This is a genomic window from Neorhizobium sp. BT27B, assembly GCF_050455485.1.
GTDB lineage: Bacteria > Pseudomonadota > Alphaproteobacteria > Rhizobiales > Rhizobiaceae > Neorhizobium.
On sequence record NZ_JBCIYT010000001.1, the window covers coordinates 388,580 to 405,192 of the forward strand.

Here is a 16,613-nt window from a genome sequence, read left to right on the forward strand (position 1 = left end):
TGGCGCGAGTGACGGGGCTCGAACCCGCGACCTCCGGCGTGACAGGCCGGCACTCTAACCAACTGAGCTACACCCGCGCATATTTTCTTCGCCTTGCGGCAACTTCTGCATGAGGCAGAAGGTAGACTGAGGAAGAGATAGTGGCGCGAGTGACGGGGCTCGAACCCGCGACCTCCGGCGTGACAGGCCGGCACTCTAACCAACTGAGCTACACCCGCACTTATCTCGAAACGAAGCATCTTTTGGAGAAGCTTCCCTTCATCCGGCGGCCTCAACCGTTCGGATGAGCGCTCACTAAGAGGTTCGCGGACGGGTGTCAACAAGTTTTGACGACAAAAGAATGACGAAATGAACTTTCCCCAGCGAGACAAGGATTTCCCCATATCTGTCGCAAATTTTTCAAAAAAATGGAAAAAGGCTCTTGCGGATTTCCCCGGTTCCGCATATCTCACGGCCACCGACGCGGCGGACATGATCCGGTTGACGCGAAGGGCGATTAGCTCAGTTGGTAGAGCGCCTCGTTTACACCGAGGATGTCGGCGGTTCGAGTCCGTCATCGCCCACCATTCTTTCCCAATTATTCAAGTGACACTTTATAGCATTGAACGGCAATTCTTTTTGCCTGTCGACATGCTGTGAAACACGGTTTGTTTCTAGCTTGCGCTTCGGATAACCCGCTCCTAGGCTTCCAGCCTTTAGGGTGACGGGAATGTATCTTGAGGAAACGCTGATCCGAGCATCTGACCGATCAGCATGGTGGTCGGCTTGGCTCTCGCGATATATCTGTTCCGGCAGGAGGCTGCGCGCCCGCGACAGCACCGCTGGCTGGCCTTTCTGGCCATATATATTTTCACCGTCATATTCTTCATTGCCGCGGCGCGTGGTGTACAGGCCTACCTGAACTGGCGGGTCGATTCGTTTGACCTCAATGGTAACGGTATGATGGAGCCTACGGAGCCATTCGGCACGTATAGCTACCTGCCGTACCATATGATCGCCGACACCGGCAGGGCGATGGTTTTTATCACCGCGCCAATCCTTGCACCCTTCTTCGTGGTGTTCAGCTATGCCCTGTATCGGCTGCTGCGCTTCATGAGCGGCCTTGTTAAAAAACTTGGAGCCTGACAGCAAAAAAAGACCGGGCACGCTCCCGCGCACCCGCCCCCCCCTTCAGGTCCGTGAAGTCGATCAGTTGGTGACCTTGATGTTCACCGGCAGGAACAGCGTCTCGCCTGACGAATCATCCACACCATCGTTATCCGTCACCATGAAGGCCTTGCCGGACTTGTCGAAGGCAAAACCTTCCAGCTTGTCGACGACATAACCGTTGGTGGCGTTCTTCAGGTCCGGCAGGAAGTCGTGGACCTCTTCCTTGGTGACGACCGGCAACTCGCCGCCCAGCTTGGCGGGCTTCAGATCCTTCAGCGAGACGCGGTAGAGCTTCTTAAGCTTGGCGGCGTCGCCGATCAGGTTGTCGCGCTCGACGATATAGAGATGATCGCCGCGAGCGGTGATTTCCGAGAGACCGACCCAACCCTTTTCAGCCTTTTCGAGCGGATAACGGACGGCTGCCCATTCCTTCGATTTCGGCTTGTAGGTGAGAAGCTTGGTCTGGCCCTTCGGGTCATCCTTCCATTCGCGCTGCACGGCCATCCACAGGGTCAGGTCGTCGCCCTTGCCGGTGGTGGTGATGCCTTCCAGGCCAAAGCGGGTTTCGCCGGCCAGCAGTTCGGCCGGGAGACCGATCTCGGTCTTGATCTCGCCCTTGGCGTTGACGTTGTAGAGGCCGTGGCCGACCAGCTTGGAGCTATCCCCTTCCGATGCAAGCCAGAAGCCGCCCTTGCCATCCAGAGCGATGCCCTCGATGTCGAGTTTCTGGGCAGGCTGGCCGTTGCGGGTGATGCGCAGCACGTTGGTGATTTCGGCCGGCTTCTTCGTTGCGTCGATGGTGAAGATCGACGGCTGCATGGCATAGACCGAATCAGACACGGCGTAGAACGTGCCGTCCTTCTCCGCATCGCCGACGAGGCCCGACAGAGCGCCCCAGCCGACAACCTTGCCGTCGATGTCGTTGGACTTCAGCGTCGGATAGGCCTTTTCGCCTTCCGCCAGCTCATAAATCATCACATGCGAGCGGGCGCCGCCGTCTTCGCCGAGGTCGGCTTCGTTGGCGGAAGCAAGCAGGTTGCGGCCCGGAATGGCGACAGCGCCTTCAGGAGAGATGCCCGACGGCAGAAGCTGCACGAGTTCAGGCGTGGCGCCAGTGTCCTTGTAAACGGCGATCATCGAGCCGCGCTCGGACAGCACGAAGAAATACTGCTGGCCATTGAAGACGGCGGCTTCCATGCCTTCCGGCTCGATGCCCTTGTTCTTGGCACGCTTTTCCGGGAAATGGCCGAGGCGGGCGATTTCGTGCTCCAGCGTCATGCCGGCATCGAAAAGAACCTTGCCGGAACGGTCAAAGATGGTGAAGCCGCGCGAACCGCCCTTGTAGTCGCCTTCGTTGGCGATCACGAGACGATCGGTGCCGAGCCACTTGACGGCGTCAGGCTCGCGCGGGACGGCGGTTAGCTTGCCGGTGAAATTCAGCGAACCATCGGTCTTGGTGTCGACATTTTCCAGATCGACGGTGCCGGCAGTAAAGTGGCTGGTGACCTTGGCGGTCTTCGAATCGATGATGATGACGTGGTTGTTTTCCTGCAGCGTCAGGGCAATTTCGCCATTGGCGTTGATGTTGACGAATTCCGGCTCCGGATCTTCCGGCGCAACGGTGGCAAGGCCGGTGACGTTGACGCGCTTGATGCTATCGCAGGCCGGAACGCCGTTCTTCAGGGAGACGATCAGCAATTCGCCGGCCGGAAGCTGCGGCAGGGCGCCGTCATTCAATTCCTCGTCACGCTGGTTTTCGATGGCGATGGCGGCAAATGTACCATCCGGCGCAACAACGACCGAATCGGGCTGGCCGCCGAGATCGCAGGTCGATTCGAGTTTTTTCGACGCAATGTCGATGACACCGAGCTTGCCGGCAGGCTTGGTCAGGTCTTCGGTATTGTCGATGGTGATGAGAGCCTTCGGGCCCGCTGCGGCAACCGAGTTCGGCTCGCCGTCGATGGCGATCGAGCCACCGGCCTTCGGCGCCTTTGCGTCGGTGATGTCGATGAAACCGATCGTGCTGCCTGGCGCGTCGGAATAGATCAGCGTGTTGCCATCGGCAGTCGCGGTGATGATTTCCGACGACGTCGGCTTGTCCTCGCCCTTCGGCAGGTTCTGCGCGACCGGGAACGATGCGATACGGTTAAAAACCTGCTCGGCGCTGGCCGGCACGGCGACCGAAGCGAGCAGCGCGGCCGTAAGCGCGGCGCGGAATGAGATTGTCATGGGACCCCTCCAAGGATGACTGGAAACAGCCGCTTGTGGGTCAGTTGCATGACAGCGCGATGACGCGGGGGCCAGCCCATCGCATTTGCCGGGCTCTTCGCACAGAAAAGGCCCGACTTGCGCCGGGCCTCTCCTTCATTTCGCTGCTGTGCGCAAAGCGCAGCCACAAATTACTTGTTGTTGACGGCGTCCTTCAGGCCCTTACCGGCCGAGAACTTCGGCACGTTACGTGCCGGGATGTCAACTTCCGCACCCGTCGACGGGTTACGGCCCTTGGAGGCTTCGCGGTGCGAAACGGAGAAGCTGCCAAAACCGGCGAGACGGATGTCGCCGCCCTTCTGGAGTTCAGCCTGGACGGTGTCAAAAACAGCGTCGACAGCGGATGCGGCGTCGGTCTTCGACAGGCCAGCCTTTTCGGCAACGGCAGCAACCAATTCGGTCTTGTTCATGTTTCCACCCCTTTCAATGGTTTGAAACGTATCAAGTTCAGCTCCGGGGCGACAATGATTTTGAGCGTCCCCTGCGCACCCAAAAGCTCTGGAAACGCCTGAAAAACAAGGGGGGCGCTGCGACTTTTCACAAAAAAGGCCGGCAAAAAGCCGGCCTTTTCCTCAAAAAATGTAACACGTCGTGCAAAACCGGGAATAAATACCTAATGCGGCGGGAAAGCCCGGAAAATAAGGCTTTTCGGCGACATAAGTGATTCTGCCGGGTAAACATCCCGAAGGTCTGAAATGACCTGCGGGATGAGCATTTTAGTGGGCGATCGTGGTGCCCGATTCGTCCGCACCCTCGACGGTGGCGATCACGGGCGTCTCGATCGAGCCGTCCCATTCGATCGGCTCGGGTTGGCGAACCAGCGCGTGCTTGATCACTTCGCCCATGCGCGAGACCGGAATGATTTCCATGCCGTTCTTCACATTGTCCGGAATATCAGCCAGATCCTTGGCGTTTTCTTCCGGAATCAGCACCTTCTTGATGCCGCCACGAAGCGCTGCAAGCAGCTTTTCCTTCAGACCACCGATCGGCAGGACGCGACCACGCAGGGTGATTTCACCCGTCATCGCCACATCCTTGGACACCGGAATGCCGGTCATGATCGATACGATCGCGGTTGCCATGCCGACGCCGGCCGACGGGCCGTCCTTCGGAGTGGCACCTTCCGGCACGTGGACGTGAATGTCCGACTTGTCGAAGCGCGGCGGCTCGATGCCGAAATCGACGGCACGCGAACGGACATAGGATGCCGCTGCGGAAATCGATTCCTTCATGACGTCCTTGAGGTTGCCGGTCACGGTCATGCGACCCTTGCCCGGCATCATCACGCCTTCGATCGTCAGCAGTTCGCCGCCGACTTCCGTCCAGGCAAGACCGGTAACAACGCCGACCTGATCCTCACCTTCGGCTTCGCCATGGCGATAACGCGGAACACCGAGGTAATCCGAAATGTTGGCGGCCGTGACGGCAACCGATTTCGTCTTGCCCTTGATGATCTCGGTGACGGCCTTACGGGCGAGCTTCATCAACTCGCGCTCGAAGGAACGAACGCCGGCTTCACGGGTGTATTGCTGGCTGATGGCCATCAGGGCATCGTCCGAAACCGAGAATTCGTTCGGCTGCAGGGCATGTTCCTTGATCGCCTTCGGCAGAAGGTGACGCTTGGCGATCTCGCGCTTCTCATCTTCCGTGTAACCGGCGATGCGGATGATCTCCATGCGGTCCATCAACGGACCCGGAATGTTGAGCGTGTTCGCCGTGGTGATGAACATCACGTCGGACAGGTCGTATTCGACTTCCAGGTAGTGATCCATGAAGGTCGAGTTCTGGGCCGGATCGAGCACTTCGAGCAGAGCCGACGACGGATCGCCACGGAAATCCGAACCCATCTTGTCGATTTCATCGAGCAGGAAGAGCGGGTTGGACTTCTTAGCCTTCTTCATCGACTGGATGACCTTGCCGGGCATCGAGCCAATGTAGGTGCGGCGGTGACCGCGGATTTCGGCTTCGTCACGGACGCCGCCGAGCGCCATGCGCACATATTCGCGGCCGGTCGCCTTGGCGATCGACTGGGCAAGCGAGGTCTTGCCGACGCCCGGAGGGCCGACGAGGCACAGGATCGGGCCCTTGATCTTGGTGGCGCGCGCCTGCACCGCGAGGTACTCGACGATACGTTCCTTGACCTTTTCGAGACCGAAGTGATCCAGCTCGAGCAGCTTTTCGGCGGCATTGAGGTCGGTCTTGATCTTCGACTTCTTGCCCCACGGAATGGTCAGCAGCCAATCGAGATAGTTGCGCACGACGGTGGCTTCCGCCGACATCGGGCTCATCTGACGCAGCTTCTTCAGCTCGCCATCGGCCTTTTCACGGGCTTCCTTGGAGAGCTTGGTCTTGGCGATGCGCTCTTCCAGCTCGGCCATCTCGTCGCGGCCGTCTTCGCCGTCGCCGAGCTCCTTCTGGATCGCCTTCATCTGTTCGTTGAGGTAGTATTCGCGCTGGGTCTTTTCCATCTGGCGTTTTACACGCGAGCGGATTCGTTTCTCGACCTGCAGGACCGAGATCTCGCCTTCCATGAAGCCAAGAGCCTTTTCAAGGCGCGTCTTGATGCTCACCGTTTCCAGCATTTCCTGCTTTTCGGTGATCTTGATGGAGAGGTGCGAAGCAACCGTGTCGGCAAGCTTGGAATAATCCTCGATCTGGCTGGCGGCGCCAACCACTTCCGGGGAGATCTTCTTGTTCAGCTTGACATAGTTTTCGAACTCGGAAACCACGGAGCGCGACAGCGCCTCGACCTCGACCGCATCGTCCTGCGGTTCGGCCAGCGTTTCGGCATGGGCTTCGTAAAATTCTTCGCGATCTGTGTATTCGCTGATCTTGGCGCGGGCACGGCCCTCGACCAGAACCTTGACGGTGCCGTCGGGCAGCTTCAGCAGCTGCAGAACATTGGCCACGGTGCCGATCTTGTAGATCGCCGAGGATTCCGGATCGTCATCGCCGGCATTGATCTGGGTGGCAAGCATGATCTGCTTGTCGGAGCCCATGACTTCCTCAAGCGCACGGATGGATTTCTCACGTCCGACGAACAGGGGAACGATCATATGCGGGAAGACCACGATATCGCGCAGCGGCAGGACCGGATAGGTCGCAGGGCTCTGTGCGTCAGACGTCGTATTCGTCATGTCATTTCCTTTCTCGTCCCGTTTCCGGGAGCATGCCCGAGATAAACCCTCAAGCATTTTGGTCTTGCCCAAAGTGGTAACCTACTAGGCTTTTTTCAAGCCATCCAGACCGCGCATGACAAAACTGCGACAGTATTAGAACTGTGGCATGCATTGCTTACGTCAGACTGGAAAGTGTCTGGTCAGTTTTCCGAATGGTTCGCAGGCAGGGCCGGATGGCGGCGCGCCCATTCGTTCGATCGCGGCTCAAGGGCAAGCCTTGCCGGCGGTCTCGTTTCCGATCGCCTTCCCTACCCGAAACACGGGGGAGGAGAACAATCCACCGCGGCGCAAACTCCAGACAAAACGCGCGGCCTTCGGAAACAGTTCGGCGGAGAGGCATGACCTCTCCGCCGTATTCTTGGCGTCACGCCATCAGGCGGAAACGTTGGCCTTCTCGTCCTGACGATCGGCGTAGATGTAAAGCGGACGGGCATTGCCCTTCACCACATCATCCGAGATCACGACTTCACGAACGCCTTCCAGCGTCGGCAGTTCGAACATCGTGTCGAGCAGGATCTTTTCCATGATCGAACGAAGGCCGCGGGCGCCGGTCTTGCGGACGATGGCCCGCTTGGCGATTTCGCGAAGAGCGTCCTCGTGGAAGGTCAGTTCGACGTCTTCCATTTCGAACAGGCGCTGGTACTGCTTGACCAGAGCGTTCTTCGGCTCCGACAGGATCTGGATCAGCGCATCTTCATCGAGATCCTCGAGCGTTGCCAGAACCGGCAGACGACCGATGAATTCCGGGATGAGGCCGAACTTGACCAGATCTTCCGGCTCCAGTTCGCGCAGCACTTCGCCGACACGACGGTCGTCGGGTGCCTGAACACTTGCGCCAAAACCGATCGAGGTCTTTTCGCCACGGGCGGAAATGATCTTGTCGAGACCCGCAAAGGCACCGCCGCAGATGAACAGGATGTTCGTCGTGTCGACCTGCAGGAATTCCTGCTGCGGATGCTTGCGGCCGCCCTGCGGCGGAACCGAGGCAACCGTGCCTTCCATGATCTTCAGAAGCGCCTGCTGCACGCCTTCGCCCGATACATCGCGGGTGATCGACGGGTTGTCGGACTTGCGCGAGATCTTGTCGACTTCGTCGATATAGACGATGCCGCGCTGGGCGCGTTCAACGTTGTAATCGGCCGACTGAAGCAGCTTCAGGATGATGTTTTCAACGTCTTCACCGACGTAACCGGCTTCGGTCAGCGTCGTGGCATCCGCCATGGTGAAGGGAACATCGATGATGCGGGCGAGCGTCTGGGCAAGATAGGTCTTGCCGCAACCGGTCGGGCCGACGAGCATGATGTTCGACTTCGCCAGCTCGATCTCGTTGTTCTTCGAGGCGTGTGCGAGACGCTTGTAGTGGTTATGCACCGCCACAGACAGGATTTTCTTCGCCTGCTTCTGGCCGATGACGTATTCGTCGAGAACCTCGATGATGTCCTGGGGCGTGGGAACGCCTTCGCGGGACTTGTTCAGCGAGCTTTTGTTCTCTTCGCGAATGATGTCCATGCACAGTTCGACGCATTCATCGCAGATGAATACGGTCGGTCCTGCAATAAGCTTGCGGACCTCGTGCTGGCTCTTTCCGCAGAAGGAGCAGTACAGGGTATTCTTGGAGTCGCTGCCGTTGCCGCCGCTGACCTTGCTCATATCACTTTCCTTCCAGCACCGCCGCCCGAACCGTTTCAACACGCGGGCAGACACTTACATCGCCGGCCGGCTGGCCTCCTCATCAGAGGCCTAGCCCGCTTGAACCTTCAAGGGGTACTCTACCGAGCCGGACGACAGTCCTGGACCGGTGGCAACGAAACCCCTTCCAGACCGAATGCTATGTCATAACAATTCAACACAGCCTTAATATGGACTATTAGTTTGTTCCTGGCCAGATTAAAGCCCCTTTTTCGGTCACAACGGGGTGAGACCTGGCCAGGCATAAGACCGTTTACGCGGCCGGAGTAGCTTCGAGTTCCTGACGCGAGGTCAGGATCTTGTCGACGACGCCCCAGGCCTGCGCCTCTTCGGCGTCCATGAAGTGGTCACGATCGAGGGTCTTTTCAATCTCCTCGTAGGTGCGGCCGGTATGCTTCACGTAGACCTCGTTGAGGCGCTTCTTCATCTTCAATATGTCACGAGCATGACGCTCGATATCCGAAGCCTGCCCCTGGAAACCGCCTGAAGGCTGGTGAACCATGATGCGCGAGTTCGGCATGGCAAAGCGCATGCCCTTTTCGCCGGCGCACAGCAGCAGCGAACCCATGGAGGCCGCCTGACCGATGCACAGCGTCGAAACGGCAGGCTTGATGAACTGCATCGTGTCGTAGATCGACATGCCGGCGGTGACGACACCACCCGGCGAATTGATGTAGAGTGCGATTTCCTTCTTCGGGTTTTCAGCCTCGAGGAAAAGCAGCTGGGCGCAGACGAGCGACGCCATGTGATCTTCCACCGGGCCGGTGACGAAGATGATGCGTTCCTTGAGGAGACGCGAGTAGATGTCGTAGGAGCGCTCACCGCGGTTGGTCTGTTCCACGACCATCGGCACCAGAGCCATGGCGGTATCGACGGGATTTCTCATGTCAGTCCTTCACGTGTGGTCCTGGCCTGCGGCAGACCGGGAATCGGTGGAATAAGTCAACTCCCTACATAGAGTGTGGACATACCGCACTTCAAGTCGTGAAGGGCGGATATCCTTAACCGCGTGGGATATCCAGCCTCCGGTGCCGCGTTTTATCTTCCCTGAGAAGGCCGATAGACTTCCAGGGCGTCCGTGCCCACAGACATTCCGGCGAGAATGGTAAAGCGCTGGTGAACGACACCCGCCGTCATGTCGATTTGCGACAGGCCATTGTCAATGCCGACGTGTGGACCACATCCACTTGATATCGATGGAGGGGAAAACCATGCGCAAGGCAACAGCAATCGGCACCATTTTCGCCACGAGCCTGATCGGCACCGGGATGGCGAGCGTGGTATTCGCGCAGCAGGCTTCGGACACGATCGCGCCTGAGCGCGCAACCGGCACAACAGTCGCCAAACGTGTCGAGGCGAAAAATTTCATGGTCGCGGCCGCCAATCCGCTGGCGGCGGAAGCCGGCCGCGATGTCATCGCCAAGGGCGGCAATGCCATTGACGCCATGGTCGCGGTGCAGACCGTGCTCGGGCTGGTCGAGCCGCAGAGTTCCGGTCTCGGTGGCGGGGCATTTCTGGTCTATTACGATGCCGCCTCGAAAAAGCTGACGACCTTCGACGGGCGTGAAAAGGCGCCGATGCAGGCGACGCCAAAACTGTTTCTCGACGACAAGGGTCAGCCGCTGAAATTCATGGATGCCGTGGTGGGCGGTCGCTCCGTCGGTACGCCGGGAACGGTGCGTCTGCTGGAGGATGTTCACAAACGCTACGGAAAGGCTGAATGGGCCAGCCTGTTTTCGCCGGCGGAAAAGCTCGCGACGGACGGTTTTCAGGTCTCGCCGCGACTGGCCGGGCTGATTGCCTCGGACGGCGACCGCTTGAAAAAATACGAAGGGCCACGCGGCTATTTCTTCGATGCATCCGGCGCGCCATTGAAGGCAGGCCATGTGCTCAAAAACCCGGCCTATGCCGAAACGCTTTCCGCCATTGCAAAAGGTGGCGCGGACGCCTTCTACAAGGGGCCGATCGCCGAGGCCATCGTCAAGACCGTGCGGGAGGCGACCGACAATCCCGGCGTCCTGTCTTTGGCCGACTTCGAGAATTACGGCATCAATGAACGCGATCCTGTCTGCGTCACCTATCGTGCGCTCGATGTCTGCGGTATGGGACCGCCCTCCTCCGGCGGCGTGGCGATCGGCCAGATGCTGGGCATGATGGAGAATTTCGACATCAAGAGTTTTGGGCCGGACAATGTGCAGAGCTGGCGCATTCTTGGCGATGCGCAGCGCCTCGCCTTCGCCGACCGCGAGCGTTACCTCGCCGACACCGATTTCGTTCCGCTGCCGATCAAGGGGCTAATCGACAAGAATTATCTCGGCGAGCGCGCAAAACTGCTCGATGGCGACCCTGCCAATCCAAGGGCGCTGGCCAAGGACGCCGTGAAAGCCGGTGAGCCGGCATGGGACCATGCGCTGCTGTTTGGCCGCGATGCGGCGCTGGAAATGCCCTCCACCAGCCATTTCGTGATTGTCGATAAGGAAGGCAACGTGCTGTCGATGACGACGACCATCGAAGGCGGGTTTGGCTCACGGCTGATGACCAATGGTTTTCTGCTCAACAACGAACTGACCGATTTTTCCTTCAAGACACATGATAATGGCCTGCCGGTCGCTAACCGCGTCGAACCGGGCAAACGGCCACGTTCATCGATGGCCCCGACCATCGTGATGAAGGATGGCAAACCGCTCATCGCCATCGGGTCGCCGGGCGGCAGCCAGATCATCGGTTACGTGGCGCAGGCGCTTGTCGCCTATATCGACTGGGGCATGCCGGTGGAGCAGATCGTGGCGCAGCCGCATCTGATCAACCGCTTTGGAACCTACGATATCGAAGCCGGCACGACGGCGGAAAAGTTCGCCGAGCCGCTGAAGGCACTGGGATATGAGGTGAACGCCGGCGAGATGAATTCCGGCTTGCATGCGATCGAGATCACCGGCAACGGACTGGTCGGCAGCGCCGATCCGCGCCGCGAGGGCGTGGCTGTGGGGGAGTGATATCGGTGACCGAACCGGATTGCGTAGCGCCAAAAAAGTGCGCTACGCATTCGACATGAGCACCCTTCCAGATTTCCTCCGCATCGATCCGAAAACCCGCCGCGTTTCGCTTGATGGCCGCACCCCGGATTTTTACAGCGACCCCAACCGGGTTTATGCCGCCCTGCACGCTCACTGTCCGACTTTCTTCTGGGAAGAGCAGCGGCAATGGTTCTTTACCGGCTACGACCATGTGAACGCGCTTTTGCGCGACCGGCGTTTTGGACGGCAGATCCTGCATGTGGCGAGCCGCGAGGAACTGGGATTACCTGAACCGCAGGCGCATCTGAAAAACTTCGATCTGGCGGAACGGCATTCGCTGCTGGAAATCGAACCGCCGGAACACACGCGGCTGCGCACCATGGTCAACCGCGCTTTCGTGTCGCGCCATATCGAAAAGCTGCGGCCGGAAATTGCCGAACTGGCCGAGCGGCTGATCGACAGTTTTGAAACGAACGGGCGTGTCGAACTGCTTTCCGCCTTCGCCGACATCATTCCGGTGACGATGATCGCCCGGATGATCGGCATTCCCGACGAGATGGGGCCGCAGCTTTTGAAATGGAGCCATGCCTATGTCGGCATGTATATGTTCAAGCGCACGGAAGAAGACGAACATGCCGCCGACCGGGCAGCCAAGGAGTTTGCGGCTTACGTCAAAAGCCTGATCACCGAGCGCCGAAAGACGCCGCGCGAAGACCTGCTCAGCCACATGATCCACACCGAACACAAGGGCCAGCACCTTACCGACGACGAGCTGGTATCGACCACGATCGTGCTGCTCAATGCCGGGCATGAGGCGACCGTGCATCAGATCGGCAACTCGGTGCGGGTCATTCTCGAAAGCGGCCTTTCACCGGCGGACCTTTTCCGCGACGAGACGGTGACGGAACGCACGGTGGAAGAGACACTGCGCATCTGCGCGCCGGTACATATCTTTCAGCGCTGGGCGCTGGAGGATGTTGAAATCGACGGCGTATCGCTGAAACGCGGCGACAAGGTCAGCCTCATTCTCGCTGCCGCCAATGTCGATCCGGCAAAATTCAGCGAGCCGCTCACCTTCAAGCCCGACCGGCAGGAGGGCCAGAACCTCTCCTTCGGTGCCGGCATCCATTTCTGCATCGGCGCCCCGCTGGCGCGGCTGGAACTCAACATAGCACTGCCGATCCTGTTTCGTCGCTTGCCGGGATTGCGGCTGGCCGAAACGCCGACGGTGAAGGACGTCTATCACTTTCATGGACTGGAGCGGCTTGATCTCGCCTGGTGAAACCGATCATTCACCAGCCGCCACGCGAAAAACACATGGCTCGTTTGCATTCCGTTCAATTGCCCAAGCCAAACAATATCTTATAGTGCCGAGTTAAGGGAGGATGACGCAACAAGGTCACTCCCATGTCCCGCCGCAAAACCGCAATTCTGTTTCACCGCTCACTGCAAAACAGTCGTGTCGCGCAGGTGGTTTTGCTCGCGCTGATGTGGCTTTTCGGCGAAGCTGTCGCGCGGACGACAGGCATCCCCGTTCCCGGCGCGGTCATCGGGCTTTTCGGCATGCTGGCGCTGCTGGCCAGCGGCGTCATTCGCCTTTCCAGCATGCGCCGTGGTGCGCATGTGCTGCTTGCCGACATGCTGCTGTTTTTCGTGCCTGCCGTTCTGGCCGTTCTCGAACATGGCGAGTTCATCGGGCTGATCGGCCTGAAAATCCTCGCGGTCATTCTGGTCGGCACCATTACCGTGATGTGCATGACGGCGCTTGCCGTCGATGCCGGTTACCGGATGATGCTGGCCATGGAGCATCGCCGTGCCGGCGCTTGATGCGATCCTTACCACCATCTTCTGGTCGGCAGCGACCATCAGCCTGTATTTTCTCGCCAAACGCATCCACCGCCGTTTTCCCATCGCATGGCTTTCACCGTTGGCGACGACGCCGATTTTCCTGCTGGTCATCGCGCTCTGTCTGCACACCAGTTATCGCGAATATATCGGCGCCACGCACTGGCTGATGATCGTGCTCGGGCCGATCACGGTGGCATTCGCCATTCCGATCTACGACAAGCGGGCGATGATCCTGAAATTCTGGCCGGTTCTGCTGTTCGGCATCATCGTCGGCAGTTCGACCGCCATGCTGAGCGCATGGGCGGTCGCGAGCCTCTTGTCGATCGATGGCGCCTTGCGCCTGAGCCTTCTGCCGCGCTCGATCAGCACACCGTTCGCCATGGCAATTTCGGAAAATATCGGCGGCGTGCCGGATCTGACCGCCCTGTTCGTGGTGATGACCGGCGTGCTGGGGGCGGCTTTGGGCGAAACCTTGTTGAGGATTCTGCCGCTCAAATCCTCGCTGGCGCGTGGTGCCCTCTTTGGCATGGGTGCGCATGGTGCAGGCGTTGCCAAGGCCAACCAGATCGGCGCCGAGGAAGGCTCGGTCGCCGGACTTGTCATGGTGCTGGTCGGCCTCGTCAACGTGCTGGCGGCACCGTTGCTGGCGATCGTCCTGCGTTAGGCTGCAACGCCATAACGGGCGGCTGGCTTGTTCAGCGACAGATACGGACCAAGCGCGCCTCTTGCCGCGATATAGGCATCATAAAGTCCGGTATCTTCCAGCGAGGGAATGGTGATCACTTCACCTTTGTCGAAACCCGACAGCGCCGCATCGACCAGATCGCCGACCGCCATCACCTTGTCCTGATCGAGATTGTCGAAGGAATGGCCGACACGGTCAAAAATTTCCGTGCGAGTAAGGCCCGGCAGAACCGCCTGAATACGCACCGGCGTGTTGGCAAGTTCAGTGGCAAGGCCTTCGGTCAGCGCCAGCACAAAAGCTTTCGAGGCGCTGTAAGTGCCGTTGAAAATCTGCGGGGCAAGCGCCACGACTGACGCCGTGTTGATGATCGCGCCCTTGGCCCGCGCAACGAAAGCCCTTGCGGCGACGACGGCCAGGCGATTGGCGGCCAGCACGTTCAGATCGACCATGTGGTCGAGATAATCGAGATCGCCTGACAGCAACGGGCCAGCCGGGCCGATGCCGGCATTGTTGACGAACAGCGTGATCGAAACATCCTCCTGCAGCCGTTTTTCGACAACCGCGACATCCGCCCGCTCGGACAGGTCGGCGCGAAGAACCGTAGCAGCGATGCCGTATTGTGATGCGAGTTTTTCCGCCAGTTCGGCAAGCCGTCCGGCATCGCGGGCGACAAGAACGAGATCATGACCGCGCGCTGCAAGGCGATCGGCATAGGTTGCGCCGATGCCCGAAGAGGCACCGGTAACGAGAGCAGTTCCGAGTTTCGAGGTCATTGTCCATTCTCCTGGGTTCAATTTCGGGCAGCCAAATAATACCGTATCTGGATTTTACTGGCATATACCACTATATTTGGAGAAAGCCGCCCTGATTGCAAGATGGTCACCGGCAATTTTCCGCAGACGAGCAATGCCTCTTGCCGGTCGCAGCGAATGCGGCAATGAAGGATGCCATGGACAGACCTGAAGACAACATCTGGATGCATTGCAGCAGCAGCTCGGTGCGGCGGGCATCGCGGCAGCTGAGCCAGCTCTACGATGACATCATCGGCGGCATCGGGCTGCGCGGCACACAGTTTTCACTGCTGACCCAGATCCTCTACGGCAACGAACCGACCCAGAAGAGTTTGGCGGAGGCGATGGTGATGGATCTTTCGGCGCTCGGCCACACGCTGAAGCCGTTGATCCGCGATGGGCTGGTGGAGCTTGTGCCTGACGAAAAGGACAGGCGCGCCAAACGGGTTCGGCTCACCGACGTTGGGAGCGCCCTTCAGGCCGATCTCGTGGAAAAATGGCGGGAGGCGCAGAGCCGCTTCGATGCCGTTCTGGGCATCGAAAAATCCGAGGAATTGCGCCGGACGCTCGCCTTCATCTCTTCAGCGGAGTTCGCGCAGGCTTTCGAAAAGACAGGAAAAACCGGCGACTGAACGGGCGCCGGTTCAGAGCGGTTCATTGTTAAATGGAACCGCTCTAATTTCACATCCAGCTGCGACCGTCGCCGCCTTCGGCCTGGCAGCCATAGGGCGGAAGCACGTTGCCGAATGTGGCGTGCAGCTTGTCGCAACCCCATTTGCGGATCGGTGTGGGCATATGGCTGTTGAGGGTGATGCCGACTTCGTCATAAGGGCTGTCGGTGTTGCTGACATAGGTGTGCCAGCGGAAGCCGAAAAAACCTCCCATGGCGATGACGATGATCAGTAGCATTCTCAAGAAGCGCATTGCGGCGTCCATATTGTTTTCGATCGCCGTGGTGTAACCCGACGGCTCGGGCATCGACACCCCTCGCCTGAACTTTCCCCCGCTGGGTTTTTCAGAGCCTGATGACATAATCCTTGCGAGTCGTTTCAATCACTTGCCATGTTCCGTTGAAGCCGGGCCGCAGCACCATGCTGTCTCCGGCGCGCAGATGCACCGGCTCACCGCCTTCTTCGGTCACGACAGAATGACCGGCGAGAATGTGGAAGTATTCCCACTCGTCGTAAACGATCCGCCATTTGCCCGGCGTCGCCTCCCACACGCCCGCGTAAACCCCGCCCGGCGCTTCCTCGACATTCCATGTGCGAAAGACGGGATTGCCTTCGATCAGACGGTCAGGCGCGGGAGCGCCCTCCTCCGGTTCGACGACGGAGAGATCGAAGGTCGTGAATTTTTCGGATGCAGCCATGGTCATGTCTCCTCAAGTTCATGGGCAAGCTGGCGCGAAGCAATATCGGCGATGCGCAACAGGCGTTCGGCCGGCAGACCATTGCGGGCGCTGGCTGACAGGCCAGACAGCGTCGCCATAACATAATCCGTCACCATCTCGGCCTGTTCCGGCGCTTGGCAACTCACGCCCGCATGAACCGTGTCATGCGTCAGATCCAGCAGGCGCCGTGCCTGCCGACACGCTTCCGCATCGACACCGCCGCGCGCGCCCTCGATGACCATGCAGCCCGTACCATTGCCGGCGCCGTAATTGCGCGCCGCCTCGGCCAGCAGACGCGCAATCCCCTGCGCAAGCGGCACGTCGGCGGCGAACGGTCCTTCGAGATCGATGCCCTCCAGTTCCGCATACCGTTGCAGAACCTGCCCATAAAGCGCCGACTTGCTGCCGAAGGCCGCGTAAAAACTCGGCGGGTTGATGCCGATCGCGTCCGTCAGGTCGGCAACGTTCAAGGCATCATAGCCCTTTTCGCGAAACAGCGCCTGCGCCTTGGCAAGCGCGTCCTCCATATCGAAAGCACGCGGCCTTCCACGAGACTTTAATATTTTTGTAGTGCACATTACAAAATCCATTGACGGCATA

The 16,613-nt window shown here is 59.3% G+C and carries 15 protein-coding genes and 3 tRNA genes; 7 read left to right on the forward strand and 11 right to left on the reverse strand.

From position 1 onward, the window contains the following. Together AAIH70_RS02040 and AAIH70_RS02045 are read right to left on the reverse strand one after the other, a co-directional pair. A tRNA-Asp gene (locus AAIH70_RS02040) sits at positions 1-77 on the reverse strand. Between the two features lie 64 nt (positions 78-141). Next, a tRNA-Asp gene (locus AAIH70_RS02045) sits at positions 142-218 on the reverse strand. A 272-nt stretch (positions 219-490) separates the two neighbouring features. Here AAIH70_RS02045 and AAIH70_RS02050 point away from each other — a divergent pair. Both AAIH70_RS02050 and AAIH70_RS02055 read left to right on the forward strand, forming a co-directional pair. Beyond that, positions 491-566, forward strand: a tRNA-Val gene (locus tag AAIH70_RS02050). 187 nt (positions 567-753) lie between these two features. Then, complete coding sequence (locus tag AAIH70_RS02055) at positions 754-1,125, forward strand: hypothetical protein (protein WP_165931984.1); 372 nt, start codon at positions 754-756, stop codon at positions 1,123-1,125. A 63-nt stretch (positions 1,126-1,188) separates the two neighbouring features. Here the strand turns inward: AAIH70_RS02055 and AAIH70_RS02060 are convergent, their stop codons facing one another. From AAIH70_RS02060 to clpP, 5 genes are all read right to left on the reverse strand, one after another. Next, entirely contained in the window at positions 1,189-3,378 is a 2,190-nt protein-coding gene (locus AAIH70_RS02060; protein ID WP_132273197.1) for an esterase-like activity of phytase family protein, read from the reverse strand. A gap of 170 nt (positions 3,379-3,548) precedes the next feature. Beyond that, positions 3,549-3,827 (reverse strand): DNA-binding protein HupB, encoded by a 279-nt coding sequence (gene hupB, locus AAIH70_RS02065; protein WP_132273196.1) that lies wholly within the window; start codon positions 3,825-3,827, stop codon positions 3,549-3,551. A 306-nt stretch (positions 3,828-4,133) separates the two neighbouring features. Further along, a complete protein-coding gene (gene lon, locus AAIH70_RS02070) occupies positions 4,134-6,554 on the reverse strand; it encodes an endopeptidase La (protein ID WP_132273195.1) in 2,421 nt (806 codons plus the stop codon). A gap of 414 nt (positions 6,555-6,968) precedes the next feature. After that, positions 6,969-8,246, reverse strand: a complete 1,278-nt coding sequence (clpX, locus tag AAIH70_RS02075; protein ID WP_132273194.1) for an ATP-dependent Clp protease ATP-binding subunit ClpX — start codon at positions 8,244-8,246, stop codon at positions 6,969-6,971. A gap of 292 nt (positions 8,247-8,538) precedes the next feature. After that, positions 8,539-9,171 carry an ATP-dependent Clp endopeptidase proteolytic subunit ClpP gene (gene clpP, locus AAIH70_RS02080; protein WP_132273193.1) on the reverse strand — a complete coding sequence of 211 codons (633 nt, stop codon included), beginning with the start codon at positions 9,169-9,171 and terminating at the stop codon, positions 8,539-8,541. 382 nt (positions 9,172-9,553) lie between these two features. On the opposite strand from clpP, the gene ggt reads away from it, so the two are divergent. The 4 genes from ggt (at position 9,554) to AAIH70_RS02100 (ending at position 13,811) form a co-directional block, all read left to right on the forward strand. Continuing rightward, positions 9,554-11,278: a gamma-glutamyltransferase gene (gene ggt / locus AAIH70_RS02085; RefSeq protein WP_132273735.1), complete on the forward strand. Its 1,725-nt coding sequence runs from the start codon at positions 9,554-9,556 to the stop codon at positions 11,276-11,278. A 55-nt stretch (positions 11,279-11,333) separates the two neighbouring features. Then, positions 11,334-12,581: a cytochrome P450 gene (locus tag AAIH70_RS02090; RefSeq protein ID WP_132273192.1), complete on the forward strand. Its 1,248-nt coding sequence runs from the start codon at positions 11,334-11,336 to the stop codon at positions 12,579-12,581. Between the two features lie 125 nt (positions 12,582-12,706). Further along, positions 12,707-13,126: a CidA/LrgA family protein gene (locus AAIH70_RS02095; RefSeq protein ID WP_132273191.1), complete on the forward strand. Its 420-nt coding sequence runs from the start codon at positions 12,707-12,709 to the stop codon at positions 13,124-13,126. Next, a complete protein-coding gene (locus tag AAIH70_RS02100) occupies positions 13,113-13,811 on the forward strand; it encodes an LrgB family protein (protein ID WP_132273190.1) in 699 nt (232 codons plus the stop codon). Before AAIH70_RS02095 ends, AAIH70_RS02100 begins: the two co-directional genes overlap by 14 nt. On the opposite strand, the gene AAIH70_RS02105 is transcribed toward AAIH70_RS02100, so the two are convergent. Next, positions 13,808-14,605: an SDR family NAD(P)-dependent oxidoreductase gene (locus AAIH70_RS02105; RefSeq protein WP_132273189.1), complete on the reverse strand. Its 798-nt coding sequence runs from the start codon at positions 14,603-14,605 to the stop codon at positions 13,808-13,810. The two genes, AAIH70_RS02100 and AAIH70_RS02105, sit on opposite strands and share 4 nt — an antisense overlap. A 176-nt stretch (positions 14,606-14,781) precedes the next feature. Between AAIH70_RS02105 and AAIH70_RS02110 the strand changes: the two genes are divergently transcribed. Further along, complete coding sequence (locus AAIH70_RS02110) at positions 14,782-15,255, forward strand: MarR family winged helix-turn-helix transcriptional regulator (RefSeq protein ID WP_245519111.1); 474 nt, start codon at positions 14,782-14,784, stop codon at positions 15,253-15,255. Between the two features lie 49 nt (positions 15,256-15,304). Here AAIH70_RS02110 and AAIH70_RS02115 read toward each other — a convergent pair whose 3' ends face one another. The 3 genes from AAIH70_RS02115 to AAIH70_RS02125 are packed head-to-tail and all read right to left on the reverse strand — an operon-like array spanning position 15,305 to position 16,540. Then, the gene (locus AAIH70_RS02115; protein ID WP_245519110.1) at positions 15,305-15,601 is read right to left on the reverse strand and encodes a hypothetical protein; all 297 of its coding nucleotides are present in this window, start codon (positions 15,599-15,601) and stop codon (positions 15,305-15,307) included. A gap of 37 nt (positions 15,602-15,638) precedes the next feature. Further along, positions 15,639-15,992, reverse strand: coding sequence for a cupin domain-containing protein (locus tag AAIH70_RS02120; RefSeq protein WP_132273188.1), 354 nt, complete (start codon positions 15,990-15,992; stop codon positions 15,639-15,641). A gap of 2 nt (positions 15,993-15,994) precedes the next feature. Beyond that, complete coding sequence (locus tag AAIH70_RS02125) at positions 15,995-16,540, reverse strand: TetR/AcrR family transcriptional regulator (protein WP_245519109.1); 546 nt, start codon at positions 16,538-16,540, stop codon at positions 15,995-15,997. Between the last annotated feature and the right edge of the window lie 73 nt (positions 16,541-16,613).